18 protein-coding genes and 1 rRNA gene are annotated in these 14,952 nt (G+C 53.0%); 12 read left to right on the top strand and 7 right to left on the bottom strand.

The window, feature by feature from the left end:
- Positions 1–189: 189 nt before the first annotated feature.
- The 3 genes from EKH81_RS14645 to EKH81_RS14655 form a co-directional block, all read right to left on the bottom strand.
- Positions 190–1,560: a hypothetical protein gene (locus tag EKH81_RS14645; protein ID WP_132060293.1), complete on the bottom strand. Its 1,371-nt coding sequence runs from the start codon at positions 1,558–1,560 to the stop codon at positions 190–192.
- A 333-nt stretch (positions 1,561–1,893) separates the two neighbouring features.
- The gene (locus tag EKH81_RS14650) at positions 1,894–3,036 is read right to left on the bottom strand and encodes a hypothetical protein (RefSeq protein WP_132060295.1); all 1,143 of its coding nucleotides are present in this window, start codon (positions 3,034–3,036) and stop codon (positions 1,894–1,896) included.
- 1 nt (position 3,037) lies between these two features.
- Positions 3,038–4,114 carry a hypothetical protein gene (locus EKH81_RS14655; protein WP_132060297.1) on the bottom strand — a complete coding sequence of 359 codons (1,077 nt, stop codon included), beginning with the start codon at positions 4,112–4,114 and terminating at the stop codon, positions 3,038–3,040.
- A 265-nt stretch (positions 4,115–4,379) separates the two neighbouring features.
- Between EKH81_RS14655 and EKH81_RS14660 the strand changes: the two genes are divergently transcribed.
- The gene (locus EKH81_RS14660) at positions 4,380–5,582 is read left to right on the top strand and encodes a hypothetical protein (RefSeq protein ID WP_132060299.1); all 1,203 of its coding nucleotides are present in this window, start codon (positions 4,380–4,382) and stop codon (positions 5,580–5,582) included.
- Positions 5,583–5,617: 35 nt separating this feature from the next.
- Here the strand turns inward: EKH81_RS14660 and EKH81_RS14665 are convergent, their stop codons facing one another.
- Positions 5,618–5,857 carry a hypothetical protein gene (locus EKH81_RS14665; RefSeq protein WP_132060301.1) on the bottom strand — a complete coding sequence of 80 codons (240 nt, stop codon included), beginning with the start codon at positions 5,855–5,857 and terminating at the stop codon, positions 5,618–5,620.
- Positions 5,858–5,953: 96 nt separating this feature from the next.
- Positions 5,954–6,421: a hypothetical protein gene (locus EKH81_RS14670; protein WP_132060303.1), complete on the bottom strand. Its 468-nt coding sequence runs from the start codon at positions 6,419–6,421 to the stop codon at positions 5,954–5,956.
- A 174-nt stretch (positions 6,422–6,595) separates the two neighbouring features.
- Between EKH81_RS14670 and EKH81_RS14675 the strand changes: the two genes are divergently transcribed.
- Positions 6,596–7,159, top strand: a complete 564-nt coding sequence (locus tag EKH81_RS14675; RefSeq protein ID WP_132060305.1) for a hypothetical protein — start codon at positions 6,596–6,598, stop codon at positions 7,157–7,159.
- A 309-nt stretch (positions 7,160–7,468) separates the two neighbouring features.
- Here EKH81_RS14675 and EKH81_RS14680 read toward each other — a convergent pair whose 3' ends face one another.
- Together EKH81_RS14680 and EKH81_RS14685 are read right to left on the bottom strand one after the other, a co-directional pair.
- Positions 7,469–7,894 (bottom strand): hypothetical protein, encoded by a 426-nt coding sequence (locus EKH81_RS14680; protein ID WP_132060307.1) that lies wholly within the window; start codon positions 7,892–7,894, stop codon positions 7,469–7,471.
- A gap of 150 nt (positions 7,895–8,044) precedes the next feature.
- Positions 8,045–8,311 carry a winged helix-turn-helix domain-containing protein gene (locus tag EKH81_RS14685; protein WP_132060309.1) on the bottom strand — a complete coding sequence of 89 codons (267 nt, stop codon included), beginning with the start codon at positions 8,309–8,311 and terminating at the stop codon, positions 8,045–8,047.
- A 398-nt stretch (positions 8,312–8,709) separates the two neighbouring features.
- Between EKH81_RS14685 and EKH81_RS14690 the strand changes: the two genes are divergently transcribed.
- The 10 genes from EKH81_RS14690 to EKH81_RS14735 form a co-directional block, all read left to right on the top strand.
- Complete coding sequence (locus tag EKH81_RS14690; RefSeq protein WP_132060311.1) at positions 8,710–8,958, top strand: hypothetical protein; 249 nt, start codon at positions 8,710–8,712, stop codon at positions 8,956–8,958.
- On the top strand, positions 8,955–9,287 hold the full coding sequence (locus EKH81_RS14695; RefSeq protein WP_132060313.1) for a hypothetical protein: 333 nt from the start codon (positions 8,955–8,957) through the stop codon (positions 9,285–9,287). Before EKH81_RS14690 ends, EKH81_RS14695 begins: the two co-directional genes overlap by 4 nt.
- Complete coding sequence (locus EKH81_RS14700; protein WP_132060315.1) at positions 9,287–9,823, top strand: hypothetical protein; 537 nt, start codon at positions 9,287–9,289, stop codon at positions 9,821–9,823. The genes EKH81_RS14695 and EKH81_RS14700 overlap by 1 nt, the downstream gene beginning before the upstream one ends.
- 47 nt (positions 9,824–9,870) lie before the next feature.
- Positions 9,871–10,041 (top strand): DUF7835 family putative zinc beta-ribbon protein, encoded by a 171-nt coding sequence (locus tag EKH81_RS14705; RefSeq protein ID WP_449405109.1) that lies wholly within the window; start codon positions 9,871–9,873, stop codon positions 10,039–10,041.
- Positions 10,034–10,324 (top strand): hypothetical protein, encoded by a 291-nt coding sequence (locus EKH81_RS14710; protein WP_132060319.1) that lies wholly within the window; start codon positions 10,034–10,036, stop codon positions 10,322–10,324. The genes EKH81_RS14705 and EKH81_RS14710 overlap by 8 nt, the downstream gene beginning before the upstream one ends.
- Positions 10,321–10,521: a hypothetical protein gene (locus EKH81_RS14715; RefSeq protein WP_132060321.1), complete on the top strand. Its 201-nt coding sequence runs from the start codon at positions 10,321–10,323 to the stop codon at positions 10,519–10,521. The genes EKH81_RS14710 and EKH81_RS14715 overlap by 4 nt, the downstream gene beginning before the upstream one ends.
- The gene (locus tag EKH81_RS14720; protein WP_132060323.1) at positions 10,514–11,101 is read left to right on the top strand and encodes a J domain-containing protein; all 588 of its coding nucleotides are present in this window, start codon (positions 10,514–10,516) and stop codon (positions 11,099–11,101) included. Before EKH81_RS14715 ends, EKH81_RS14720 begins: the two co-directional genes overlap by 8 nt.
- On the top strand, positions 11,098–12,186 hold the full coding sequence (locus EKH81_RS14725; protein ID WP_202935157.1) for a tyrosine-type recombinase/integrase: 1,089 nt from the start codon (positions 11,098–11,100) through the stop codon (positions 12,184–12,186). Before EKH81_RS14720 ends, EKH81_RS14725 begins: the two co-directional genes overlap by 4 nt.
- Before the next feature lie 233 nt (positions 12,187–12,419).
- A complete protein-coding gene (locus EKH81_RS14730; protein ID WP_202935158.1) occupies positions 12,420–13,967 on the top strand; it encodes a GMC family oxidoreductase in 1,548 nt (515 codons plus the stop codon).
- A gap of 659 nt (positions 13,968–14,626) precedes the next feature.
- Positions 14,627–14,952 (top strand): 16S ribosomal RNA (locus tag EKH81_RS14735); the annotation flags it as partial.

Here is a 14,952-nt window from a genome sequence, read left to right on the forward strand (position 1 = left end):
GGGCCGTAGTCCGTCAGTTCCCGCGCTCGACGGCGCGTTCGTCGGGATGCTCACGGTCGCGGTCGCTGACGGTTTTCGAAAGCTCACTGACCGAGAGGCGTCGGACTGGCCGGTCGTCGGCCTGCTGGTCACGTACGGTGTGGCGGTTGACCCTGGAACTGTACCACAATTTACGGTCGTCAACGATACTCAATCCCGCAACTTTGGGAGGATTTCGATAATGCCGATTGAAGTGTAGACCATCCCCAAAAACACGAATGTGAAGAGTGTTGCAAGGACTGCATAGCTGAGATTCTCCCAAGGTGAGAGGCCTGTGAGCCATGGATTAGGCAGGCTACCAGTATCCCATGGATACCATGCGAGGACGATACCGAGTAGCGACGCTGAAATCGAATACGTAAGCGATGATTGCAATGCGGTTCGCAGTTCCTGATGTGCATCTTCTTGATCAGGGACTATCCACCAGTCAATTGATTGGCGTTCATTACTATCGCTAACCAGCCAGTCCGGCAAGTTGTTGTCTTTATTTTCCCATCCAATATCCCCCTGAAATCGCCAAACAGGTCGTTCAGAGGCCGGAGGCTCATTTCCCACCCTCCAAATTTGGTATTTTCCATCCGTTGGTTCTAACTCATTTTTCTCTGCTCGATAGGCTGCTATAGACTCCGGTGATTTAGCGTGGAGCAACCACTGGACGTGATGTGGATCTAATTTGCCGATATCCGTGTATTTCGTGAGTCGACCCTCTGATATTTGCGCACTGTTTGGGAGTTCGGGAAATCCGTCAACCGTCTTAATCCGGAGACTACCGATTCGATTTGGTGCCGCTGTGCTACCGACGACGGCAACCACCACGGTCGTCGCAACAAGCAGGAACGCTGTCAACGAGAACGAGAACGTTGTCGCTGGATCAATCAACCGGAGGCCGAAGACATGAATACAGGTACTACTACTGAATCCTACCAGATCAGCCACCGAGGAAATGACACAAACCGCTTCAAAGAACACACCAATTACGAATCCGACCACCAAGAGAAGTAATCCAAAGGACTTGAGGGACGCCAATGAAACTCGTTTCTCAAACATCCAATTCAGAATACCCTCGGCAGACGTTCGATACTGCAACATAGCTATCGGTGACGGGAGGTTCGACGCGCCGAACAATCGATAGATCCGCCGACGTTCGGCGACATTGACCATCCGATATGCCTGTTTTACGAGGTCGTTCTGACGGCCAATATTCGATGATCTCATCGCCCGACCCAATGCCAGCCATGGATATCGGTCCGAAATAAGCGGGTTCTGAATATCTATTTCGACTGATTCGACAGCAGCAAGGTAGTACAGGACATCACTGGAACTGTCAGTGTCGTTCCACAGCCGACGCCGGATGGCTTCATCCTCTTGCCGACACAGTACCGTGGTAATTGTCGTTATTGTGTCTCCATTATGGAAGAGTAGTATGTCCCCAGCTTCGAGGTGACGGCCGGTGAAGGCTCCCGGTGGTGCCCAAACCGATGGGAAATTGGCCGGGGTCCCGGCATAGTCGTACACCGCCATCGGAACTCCATCTAATTGTGTCTCAGCATGATTAAGTTTTCTCAGCGCTCCGTGGCGCTCTGTAGACACGGCCCCTACCAACACACCAGACATTATCAGTTCATTCGAGTCTTCATGTGTTCGCTACTTGTAACCATACGTTCGACTATCAGAAGTGACGAACAAATCTAATTCAAACTTAACGTTCCCCGTTTCTACTTTGATTATCGCCTGACCGGAGACGGAGTCATTGACAAAATACGCTTATCTTCGATTCAAGTAGAAACGGCTACTTCGTGGTCGAGATCGAGGATGAGCTGAAGGAGTACATCGATAGCCTCGAAAGGCGTGTTTCTACCAGAAGTCTGCGAGAGCGCTCTGTTCTTCATCGAACTCATCAATGACTTGGCGCTTAGCTTTGATTTCGGCTTGATCTTCAACTGCTCGGTTAAGATACCTTTTCCGGAGGTTAGCAATAACCGTGTCTGGGGATTTGCCCCGGACTTGATATTTGAAGACGCACTCATTTTCGTCGACTTCTAAGTCCGTTTCACTCGATGAAAGCTCACTAATAAGATTGAATTCTTTGAATCGGCGAATTAGTTCGCTATAGATACGCTCACCAATTACATCTGCATCGTAGTGAGGGAGATTCTTCTGAGAGGTGAGTTCAGACTGGATCTCTTCACCTTTAAAATGACGAAACGGCTTATCGTCCATCAGCCGATTCTCGATAATTGAACTGAAGAGCTCTTCCATGATGACTTCTGGATGAGACGACGGGAAGAAAGCGGGCATCACCTGACGGCCATAGGTTAACTCAACTCCAGCATTTAGAATCGGTGCAAGCTCACTATTATGTGTCATCTCACCGTCTTCGCGAGTCTCGATATCCGTGTAGAGATCGAGCGTTTCACCATCAAAGTGGTGGATTCTCCAGACAAACACTTTCTCTCGATCTTGGTTTTGCTCTTCGTGTTCCTCAATCTGAGAGATTATTCGCCGGTCCACGACGCTTGGGATGCAGATTGCACATTCCAATTCGTCAATTTCCATGCCGACCTTCTCAGAGAGGTAATCCAGATTATCTCGAATATTCTCTGTAGCATCATAGACCTGTTTAAGGGCCTGCGTCGGACGGCTAAGGCTTGTTTTACACTCTACGAGAAGAGCCATATTCCGTTCTGGATTCCCGAATAGAGCATCTGCATTTGGCAGATTCTGCTCACAGAGTGGCTCTGCACCCAAGAACGTCCATTCGGTTTCCCTCTCTATTGGACCACCTGGGAGGAAAGCGGAGATTGTCTGTCTTAGGAGGTTATCGTGCTTCTTGTCCCGCTGAATTCCCTTCTCAAGACGGTCTCTAATCTCCTCTTCTTCTTGGGCGAGAACTTCTCTCTTATATTCCTCTTTCCTCTCTGAATACTCCGAATTCTTCTCGGAAATCTGTTTAAACCGTCTGATGACCTCTCCCTCTGAAAGGTCATCAGCAGTCATATTACGCCTGAGCCTCCAGATTCAGAGAAGCATCTTCATCAATACTGTTCTGGATGAACTCGTAAAATCGGAAGAATGACCCGAGATCTTTATTTTCTTGAGGGAATACTCGAATCTCGTCCTCGTTAGCTTTGATTCGGAAAGAGTTCTTTTTCTCTTGGTCGATGACCTTACTGGAGAAGAACAGTGACCCTTCTTCCGCAAAGGTATCTAGCAAAACGTAATCGTTCTCTTTCATACTGGCTTTGAAGTCCTCTACTTCGTGGTATTGGAGTCGATTTTGTAGTGAAATCGAGGCTGGCTCTGCAGTCGGTACCTCGAGCTGTCCGGTAGTTCGGACCATCTCGAAGCTCGCATTTTCGTATGCCCGGCGAACGCGCAATGCATTCTCAATACAGGTCTCAACGTGTTCAAAGAGATAACCGAGATCGCCACCTTGGAGATTGAATACCCCTTCACGGTTTATCTTGAAATTCGACGTATCAGGAATCCTGAATTCCATGAGACGGGGAACAACCCCATAGTTCTCCTCCATCTCCCGCATGGTTTGAAGTCCATCGTCTCCGAAGTACTGTATCGTCCTCGAAAAGTCGGGGCGAATACGAGCCTCAATATCACTCCGTTCCACTCGGTGAGAAGAGAACTGTGTTACCCTGGCATTTGGATCATCCGCGGCTATCGTTTCCCGGATGTCTTGCATCACTCGCGGAGCAATGTAGAGATAATGAACGCGGGGAGTTTCCCGTAGGAGGATCTCGATAGTGTTCTCAATTTCCTCGCTTTTCCGCATATTCGTATAGAAGAGAATGATCTGCGTATCTCGGTCGAAAGAGAGGTAAAACTCGATACGGCCATCAGTGCCGTAGTCGCAGGCCATCTTAACAATTTCACCGTACTCTTCGAGAATTTCGTATCCCCGATTTTCGAGAAGCGTCCTAAACTCCGGCCAAGAGTAGTCCGTCAGTCCAGCAATAACGTAGAGGTCTCCATCATCTGCGACGGAGTAGCTCTCAGTCAGATACTGATTGAAACTCACCCTGCTGGCGAATTCCACGTCCCCGACTGAGAACAGGCTCATTGGTTAACACTCAGATAGCTATGATAAAAGGATTGTGCCTCGGAGTGAAAGTAAATCAGGGCTATCAGGGGCAGCCCCTCGTCAATTTGAGCAGATAGGTGCTAAGAGCGTCCGTGAGATAGAGCTTGTCGGTGTATCCCTCAACGAGGACATTCTTGGTTCTGCCGAATGGCGAACCGGAGATGGCATACAACGGTAGTATTAACCAAAATGAACATCCAACGATTTAACAAAGAATATACTATCTCTGACTCCTAATAGGATTATGGAACTACTTGGTTACGTTGAGAGCGCCACTTTCTTTCTGAATAAAGGTGGAAATCCTAGAGATTACCAGCATGCTCTTGGAAGATTACATACGGCAACTACGAGTGACCTATACACCGATAGTAGCCCGGAATTCACATATTATATGGATAGAATTTCCGAAGATATGCTTATTAGTACTGGAAGTTCATTTGGTCCAGATCCCTTGGAACAACTTCCTAAAATGTTAGAAGGTGAAATAGAGAATACAACCGAATTTTCGGACGAGGATTTCTGCCTGTACACGCTCTATATTCTGTGTAGTCTATACACACGTCTTTATGATTACGAGGAGGGGAAAGCACTACTCGATGAATACTCTGAGGAATTTGAAAATAAGCCGTATCTCGGAATGGCGGAGATAATCGTTTTTGAAGGGACTGGAGACCCGCAGGATTTAGATCATGCTCTTGAAGTTGCATGGGAGTATCACTCCGACTATAGTCGGTATTCCAAGTTACGGATACTTCTTGCTAAAGTGATTGTAAGTGCCATAGAACAGGGACATACATATCAGGGAGATAAGGATGAAATTCCGTCAGATAAGGAAGAACTCCTCAATAAAGCGAATGAGGGCGCGTCATTAGCGGTTGCCGAAGAAAACTATCCTCCGGAATATGATATTGTAAAGGCTCGAGTGGAGGCTCTACTCGAGAATTTTGATGCGGCAAAAGAGCGAATAACAAAGGCAATCGGTGAACTTTCGCGAAAGCGGACACGGTATACTGAATTGCGATCAGAATTTGGTCGCGAATTGACCCGTATAACGGTAGAACAACAACAAAGAGAACTCTCTAAGAAGACTTCTAAAATTGATTCCAACGTCGAAGATATTCAAGGGGATATTACGGAGGCAGAAAGTAGTATCGCTGAATTCAAGGATGATTTGGAAGACACTACCGCAGATTTTCGAAGAAGTGTTTTAGAGTTCCTCGGATTTTTCTCGGCAATCATAGCCGCCGTTGTGATAACAGGACAAATAGCACTCAATGTCTCAAATGTGAATGATGCAGTAAGGCTGATGATGGTTAGCTATGGAGGACTTTTATTCGCATTTGGCGGTTTCTCAATCCTACTGGCATCAGAAGCAAGGTCTTACTGGAGCCGTGTAGCAGTAATGGGATCTGGATTGCTTGTAATCGGCTTATCATTCTGTATCTAACAACTGAATCTCTCTGCATCCTATCTCTCTATGTCCTACCGCCGATTCTCTCCCTCGGCTTCGACCTCGTCATTGAGACGTTCTTCGGCTTCGACCCGAACGTCCGTTCCAGTCGGGGCTTCTCCGCGCTCGACGGCGCGTTCGTCGGGATGCTCACGGTCGCGGTCGCTGACGGTTTCCGAAAGCTCGCCGACCGGGAGGCGTCGATTTGGCCGGTCGTCGGCCTGCTGGTTGCGTACGGTGTGGCGGTCGCGTTCTGGGGCGTGTTCGAGCATCTGGTGAGTCCGACGGCGGTGCTTTTGGTCCTCCTCCCGGTGGCGTATGCAATCTGGGAGGTTAGGAGAATCGAAATGGCATAATGAAGACTGCCATTAAACCACTACAGAGATCGCCTGAAGTGTGAATCCTGCTAATAGAAGTAATGCTCCAAATTTAGAAAAATGCTGCGTGACTGCCACTTCTAATCTTCTTTCAAACATTCTCCTTGGTGAGTCATAACAGGGTGTTGCATAATCAGGCCCATCCTCACGCAAAAATATCAGGTGCGGCGACTTATATCTCATACCATTAATATTATGATTAATGGAAGCGATTCTCCTATACTTCAAAACATTGTAGATAAAATTCATCTGGGGGTAAGATATGTTGCGAAAATAAAACTCCTTACCTGAATTTGTACTCCATGCTTCGTACAATTTCATAGATATTTCCTCCGTCTCTAAAATCCAAGGATGAGATTTATACACGGTTTGCTTGACCCTTACAGGCAAATCAGATAGGAACAGAAGTGAGGCACCAGCAGCGTCAAGAACCAATCCTGTAAACAACAACCATTGCATGATTGATTCACCTATTTAAATCATCACCAGAATAGCCCTATAACTTTTGATATTCTCTGTGCTTCCGACCTTTTTCTATCATTCAGTACTACGAACCCTTCTCAAACGCATCACAGCTCGACGAGTATACCATGTATCAGATGACTTTAAGTGCAAATATATGAATAAGTCTTTATGGCAGATCTCTCAAGTCGAATCACAGAACTACTCGGTGGCCTATTACTAATTATTACATTCTATTTACTGACTCAACTCCTATTTTCTGATCCAGGGTTAGCAACGATTAGCTCCGTATTTGTGGCAATATTAACAGGCCTATACGTGATCTTCACCCACGAATTATTGCAGGAGACTAGTAAGCAACGAAAGCAGGATATACAACCTGCTTTTGCAGTAGATATTCACCGAGATTATGTCGAAGTAAAAAACGTTGGAAATGGCCCTGCATTAGATACGAAACTAACCTTGGAACTCATCCCCCTTTCAAACGACGCAGAAGACGGGAAAACGGAGACAAGTAATTTAGATATACCCGCTGGTGAATCAATTAAATTCCGACAAGAGCCGTTTGGGGAATTTGGAACAAATCTCTCTCACGGAGAACTCCCAGATACTGATCTTTGTCTTCAAGGAAACTATCTCGACATGTATGAGAATCGAGAAAAGATACGCACTCGAACGTATAATCTTGACCCGTACCGCGAGAAACAATACCCCCTTGAACGGAATCGGGCGTGATGCACAAAGAACGAGCCAATATCGACAGGAGGCATCCAAGAAGCGAGATTAAAACGCACTTATTTTCGAATTCGCCAACATAAAGTTCGCCAACAAAATACTTCCGACCTTTCTCGGAGGTCTCATAGTTGCCTTTGTTTCCATTGACTCTCCGTACTGTCCGCGTTCAAGCAATTTCGGGAGCAGTCGCCTTATCGTTGGGTGCAAGACATCGATATTGAGCGAGATAACTGCCCGGAGAGAACAGGTATATCTCATCATGAGGTTTGAGTAAAGCATCACCTGACTACGTCATTCACGGGGAAACTATCAAAATTTGATATTGAAGTCTGGGATTGAGAAAGCTTTGACCAGCTTCGTAATCCAAGCCCTTCTCGCCTCCGATTTTTCTTTAGCAACGAGACCTTCCGCCTGTTCAAGTCGAAATCGTACTTTCTTCGCCTCGTTTCTAATCATCTCCCTGGCGCGTTTCCATTCTTGAGCGTTATGGGGTGGTTTGCCGCTAAGGTGGGCCAGTGAAGGACGGTTCGCTACCAACCGTCCCGGACGGTGTTTCGTCAATAACACCTCTACCTCCGCTTCGAACTTTTGTTTCCTTGTCCTGATCTGCGACCTGTTCAAATTGGTGAGGGCGTTGAGAGTGTACTCTTTGTTCCACAATTCGAACATCTCTTGCATCGCTTCTGACGGAAGTTCCGGCTGCTCCTGTTGGCGGACGATTCTGTCTACATCCATATCTACTAATATGTGTCTATCTTACAAAAATTATCCTGTCGAAAATCTCGGTTACTGACCAGTTTCACTAGCCGTGCTCTATTCGCTTTCTGCATTGCGCGACGGTTACACGGACAATTCTAAATAAAGAGATCGCGTTACCAACTACCGTTATTCGGTCTGTTCAAGTTCGCTCGCGTCAAGTTCGCCAGTGAGATACTTCCGACCTTTCTCCGTAATCTCGTAGTATCCTTTGTCTTCGTCTGCTTTTCTCACTAATTCGTGGTCAAGCAGTTTTGGGAGACGTCGTCTAACCGTGGGATGTGAAACTTCAATATTAAATGAAATAGCCGCCGGAGGAAGTGCAATACCTGTCTCTGCTAATAGCTCAAGGATTGCGTCATCAGATTTCGTCATCCAAGAGACGACAGGGCGCATTGCGTACAATGCACGACGCAATGCGTATATTTACACCGGAAATATCACCCCCAATACAATATTGCATCGATTTTGATGCAATATAGTATCAAGATTTATTACCCTGCTGTCTATATCGAGAGCTACGGAGACAATCGCGGACCCGTCGCTCCCCGATGGGTCCATCACAAAAGCGGACCCCGATGTTAGGGCATCGGGTCCGCGTGAGCCTCCGTAACTGAGGTACGGAAGCCATGTTCAATCACACGCGACCGGGATTTAAACGTCCCGACCGACGACGCGATGCTTCGCATCGATTGATAAATAGTAGTCTAAATCAGGGTTCTACCCGACTACTTTCACTTTCACCCCGTTCAAGGATTCGGGCTTTTATTCCCCCGTTCAACTCTCGGAACTGCATGACTGAGGAAATACGTCTCGAAGACGAGACGGATCGGTGGAAGTGGGTGTGTCCGAACGGACACCGCACGTGGGAGCCGACGAACAATCATTTCTGGTGTCAGAGCTGTGCGGGGCATCCTGAACTGGACGGGGTCTTCTACGAGCTTCGGAATCGAGCGACGAACGAAGAGTTCGAACGAAACGACCTGCGGCTTCTGACGTCTGCTGGCCCGTACATGGACGTTCATCGGGAGGGGTCGGCATGAACTGCCCGTACTGTGGGACGCCGGTCGAAGGACTGGACGCCCGCGGCCCGGACCAGCACACCTTCGACCCGTGTGGTTGTTCGGCGGCGACTCAGACGCCGCGCGATCTCGCCGTTAGTGAGCCGCGGGCGCTGACCGACGGCGGACTGACGGCGGACAACGTCTTGGACGCGTGCGACATCTGCGGGGAGAATCAGGGCGTCAAAGAGGAGGACGTCGTCAACGAGGAAACCGGCGAAATGGCGACCGCGTGGCTCTGTCCGGAATGTCTGGACCGGGCGAGACGGTATAACGCGGGCGAAGAGGATGCGTTCGAGGAGGTGGCCTGATGCCGGTGAAGCGCTCGGATGTCGCTGGCAAGTGGTCGATGTGGTGCGCTGATTGTGGCGTGAAGAACCACAAGAATGCGACTGAGTGCAAGAGATGTGGTTACGGCGACGAAGACACGCTATTCGGCGTCTCTCGGAAGCAGAGTGTCGGGAAGCCAAAGTATACTTCCGACGGGAAGGCTGGCGTGTACGACCGTTCAGGAGACACGGATACCGACCACGAGGACCGAACTGACGGCGACCTCTCGACGCGAACGCTTCGCGTAAAAGAGGCTCGGACAGTCTCGTACGGTCCTGCTGAAGCGAACTCTGGCGAGTGGACGCTCCGGTTCACGAGCGAAGACGGCGAACGGGTCGTGATCCGACTTGACGAGGTCGCGATGTACGAGCTGTGGACGGAGGTCCACAACGTCCCGTGGCCGAGCCGCGAGGACGACCGGCACGACTATCAGCGCGAACTCGTGGCTCAGGTGGAAGGCGCGGATATCGAGCAACTCCAGAACGCCCTCGACGCGCTGGGAGGTGGCGAACGGTGAGCCTCCGCGAGTCATCACCTGACGAGTCGCAGGGCGCGTTCTCGGAAGTGTTCGAGGAGTGCCCGAACTGCGAGCGCGAGACGCCGCACGACGTCCGGGTTCGGATTCGGACCGAGAGCCCCGCTTCGGAGTTCGCGATGTTCTCACGCGAGCCGTATCGAGTCACCGAGTGTCGCGACTGCGGGCGGACCGAGAAGGTGCGAATGAACAATGTCTGAGACAACCCACCAGGACGACAGCAACGGCGACGACCAACTCATCGAAGGCGAGACCGCGACGGTCACGGTCAACCCCTTCGGTTCCCGGAGACCTCGTACGTACGAGGTCGAGGCGGGTGTTGCGCTCGGCACTATCAAACAGGATGGCCGGGAGAAGGCCCGCGAGGACGGCCTTGACGTGTTCCACGTTTCGAAGGTGAACGGGAAGTTCGTGGACGACATGAACGGCGGCTTCTACGAAATCCAGCCCGAAGACCAGAGCCTCGGAGGTGAGTCGGCGTGAGCGACGAAGAGACGCTCCACTGGGGCAAGCCGTTCGACGCTCGACGGTACCACATCTTCGACGGCAAGCGGTCGCTGTGCGGGAGCTGGATGTTCGGCGCACCGGATGACCCAGTCACGGACGATGACGAGTACCGCGCAGGTGAGGACTGCAAGAGCTGCTGTCGGAGCGCAGGACTGGAGGTGAACGATGAGTAGCGACCTCGACTGGCCCACCCAGTTCGACCGCACCGACCCAGCCGAGCGCACGCCGAACAATCAGTTCGGTGCGACGGTTCGCGAGACCATCGACGACCTCGAAACCGAACTCGACCGGCTGGGCGTGGACAACTGGCGGCTCTCGACCGCGGCCAGCCACCAGAAGATGAATCCGAAGTACCCCTACGCCGACGCGAACCCCGACGACCCGAGCGCCGTCGTTCGGTGGCGGATGGACGGCGCGCAGTACGCGGTCGCGTGCGACGCCTACTCGCGGCTTCGCGACAACCTTCGGACGCTGTACCTCTACATCCAGGAGAAGCGCAAGATGGAGAAGCGCCCGGTCGAGACCGGTGAGAGCGAGTTCGCTAACGCGCGCCTTCCGCCGGGGGACGCGGCAACCGAGGCCGTCGTTGCGCGCGAGCCACCCCACGAAGTCCTCGATGTTGCACCCGGCGCTGACGAGGCGGTCGTGAAGGCCGCGGCCCGCCAGCTGAAGAAGAAACACCACCCGGACGCGGGTGGCGACGAGTCATTGTTCAAGCGCGTCGTGAGCGCCGAGGAGGCGATGCTCCGATGAGCGGACGACGACCGCCGAACGGCCGCGACCCGCCGGACCTCGACATCTCCGAGGCGACCGCGCTGTTCATCACGCGCAACAAGCCCGACTGGAAGGGCGAGACCGAACGCTCCTACCGGAAGTCCTTCGACACGTTCGAGGCGTTCGCCGACGAGGAGGGTCTCGAAACGGTCTCGGACCTGGAGATGTGGAAGGTCGGCCAGTACAGCGATTATCTGGTCGCGAAGGACTACGCGCGGGCGACCGTCCAGAGCAAGCAGAAGCAGGCCCGCACTTGGCTGAAGTGGCTCGAATCGCAGGGCTTCATCCAAATCGGGACCCATCTGGCAATCGAGCCGCTGAAGCTCGACGACAGCGAACAGACCAGCTCGGACATCCTCCGTCCCGAGACGCTTCGGGCGTTCCTGGCGTACTACCGTGACTCGGTGAAGTGGCGCGCGACCCGACGCCACGCTCTATTAGAGATCATCGGCCACACGGGCGCGCGTCGGTCCTGCATCCGCGCGCTTGACCTGGAGGACTACGACCCCGAAGCCCGAACGCTCTCGTTCATCAACAGACCGGAGACCGGCACTCGGCTGAAGCGCGGGGACTCTCACCAGCGGAAGGTCATCCTCTCCGAAGCGCCGAATCAGGTCCTTCACGAGTACGTCCAGCGCGAGCGCTACGAGAAACACGACGGCAATGGTCGCCAGCCCTTATTTTCTAGTACGCGTGGGCGACCCGCGAAGAGCACCATCACGAACTGGCTGTATCAGGCGACGCTCCCGTGCATCATGCAGGAGTGTCCCCACAGCCGGGAGCGCCACACCTGCGAGTGGACGACGCAGACGAAGACGAGTCAGTGTCCGTCCTCGACCAGCCCGCACCCGGTCCGCCGGGGGAGCATCACGTGGCAGCTGAACATCGGACGGTCGCGTCAGGACGTGGCCGACCGCGCCGCGACGACGCCCGATGTCATCCGGCGGTACTACGACCAACCGGACCTTGAGGAAGAACTGCGCCGCCGTATCACGGACTTCGACGGTATCGACATCTGCGACCACCTTGACCCGAGCGACTTCGAGGAGGAGATTGACTCGTGACCCTCAGAAATCGCCAGAGTGCAGCGAGTTCGCGAGGGCTGTTCGCCCTCCGACCCCATACTGAAAATAATTCTTGCGGGAGTTATTGCCTCTACTTACCAGAGGTTAGTGTTCGTTCACACACCCGCCAGTCGGGGGGTGACCGCCCGATGGTGGGCCAACTCCCGGACGAGGCTGGATTTTGTCATGTTTCCCCATGCTTATAGTAGGCTGGACAGTTTGGGTGTGACTGGATGCCAACCTTCGACTACATCATCGTCGGTGCAGGCTCGGCAGGCTGTGCGGCTGCCTCTCGACTGTCAGCAGATTCCGAGACGGACGTCCTGTTACTCGAAGCCGGAGCGCCGGACGAAGAACACGAGGACGAGATCTACACGCCAGCCCTGTTTCCACAGCTTTTCAAATCGGATGCTGACTGGGAGTACTACACCGAACCGCAGGCCGAGATGAACGACCGCGAGCTGTACCACCCACGAGGGAAGACGCTCGGCGGGACGAGTTCGCTGAACGCACAGATATACAACCGGGGGAACCCGTGGGACTACGACAACTGGGCGGCTCTCGGTAACGACGGCTGGTCGTTCGACGAGATGCGGTCGGTGTTCGAGCGGGCCGAAGACTTCCAAGGGACGGGAGATCCGGCGTATCATGGGACCGGCGGGCCACTCACGGTGAGCGACATCGTCTCCCCCCATCCCGCGTCGAAGCGATTCATCGAGGCCGCGCAAGCGTGCGGCCTTGACCATAACCTCGATTTCAACGGCAAGACACAGTGCGGTGCGGGGCTGTATCACGTCACCCAGCGTGATGGCGAGCGGTGCAGTGCCGCAGCCGCGTACATCAAACCCGCACTAAAACGCCCGAACCTCACCGTAGAAACCCGCGCACACGTCACCGAAATCCGCTTCGACGGCGATCGGGCCGTCGGAGTCAGCTACACGCAGGGCGGTAAAAAACACACGGCTGATGTCAGTGGTGAAGTCGTCGTCTCTGGCGGTGCCTACAACTCTCCACAGCTGCTGATGCTCTCGGGAATCGGGCCAGCAGCCCATCTCGAAGAACACGGCATCGACGTGCGTGTCGACTTGCCGGGTGTCGGGCGGAATCTTCAGGACCACCTGTTCACCTTCGTCGTGTACGAACGGACGGACGATGCCGCGCCTGCACCGACTTCGAACATCGGCGAAGCCGGGGGCTATCTGTACGTAGACGAACGCGAGCCAGCCCCCGATCTTCAGTTCCACTTCTGCCCGGTCTACTACATGGAACACGGCTTCGCCAACCCCGACGGTCTGGGCTTTTCGATCGGATCGACCCAAGTTCGGCCGGAAAGCGTTGGAACAGTCGAACTTTCGTCTGCCGATCCGATGGAGGATCCGATTATCGACCCGCAGTATCTCACTGCCGACCCGGACCTGCACGTGCTCCGGGAAGGAATCAAACGAGCGCGAGAGATTGCACAGGCTGGTCCCTTCGACGCTATTCGGGGGCGAGAAGTGTGGCCGGGCGAAGACGTTCAGACAGACACCGAGATCGAAGCCCACATTCGAGAGACGGCCCACACGATCTATCATCCGGTCGGGACCTGCAAGATGGGGACAGCAGACGACGATCACGCCGTCGTCGATTCACAACTCCGAGTTCGAGGCGTTCGAGGAGTGCGTGTCGCCGACACCTCGGTCATGCCGAAAATCACGAGCGGAAATACCAATGCACCGGCAATCGCCATCGGAGAGCGAGTTGCCAACTACGTCGCTCAGAACCCTTCTGCCGAGGTCTGAAGCCTCGATTTCTACATCGACTCCTCTGCTAAAAGTCGGTTCAGCGGCCCATCACACCACCGGGTCTCAGAACAGCGAATTTCATACACTGGATACGGATTACGGTCCCATCGAGCACGATTCCGCCACTACTCCAGATACGACGTAGTCATCGCTCAAACACCGGTTGCGAGACTATCTCAGAAGGGAGCTAGTGTCTGCGAAAACACGTTTGTAGAGTACAATTTGCGTGGTAACCGCTTTCAGTGCGACTTCGATTCGACGTATTTAAATTAGTCCGGCAATTACGGAGTGATGGATGCGGCGTCCCACGATTCACTTCGTCGGGGCGCCCAGGATTTCGAAGCTTTAAAGAGGGGTTGTCCCCTACTTTGAAATCCGAAGCACGAGAGAGCGCGTGTCTGGAACGGTTCGCCCGTTCCAGTCACCGTTTTCTCCCTCAGTCGCCCAGTTCGTATCTGGGCGTCGAGGAAGCAACGCAACCGATGAGGATTCCACCCCTGCGGTCCGCCGTACACGATGGGATCTGATGTTAGCCCTGGTAGTTCGGTGACACTCGGTCGGTTACGGCCTGTGTCCTCGAACTAACGGACCATAGAAGATAGACACGATATATGTGTCTCCGCCAGAAACCCACCGAGCCATTGTGCTCGGCAACCATTCCGGTTGATCCTGCCGGAGGCCATTGCTATCGGAGTTCGATTTAGCCATGCTAGTCGCACGAGTTCAGACTCGTGGCGGAAAGCTCAGTAACACGTGGCCAAACTACCCTACGGACCAGTACAACCTCGGGAAACTGAGGCTAATGCTGGATACGGCTCTCAGTCTGGAGTGACGAGAGTCAAAAATGCTCAGGCGCCATAGGATGTGGCTGCGGCCGATTAGGTAGACGGTGGGGTAACGGCCCACCGTGCCAATAATCGGTACGGGTTGTGAGAGCAAGAGCCCGGAGACGGATTCTGAGACAAGAATCCGGGCCCTACGG

The sequence above is a fragment of the Halorussus amylolyticus genome (assembly GCF_004143485.2).
Lineage (GTDB): Archaea > Halobacteriota > Halobacteria > Halobacteriales > Haladaptataceae > Halorussus > Halorussus amylolyticus.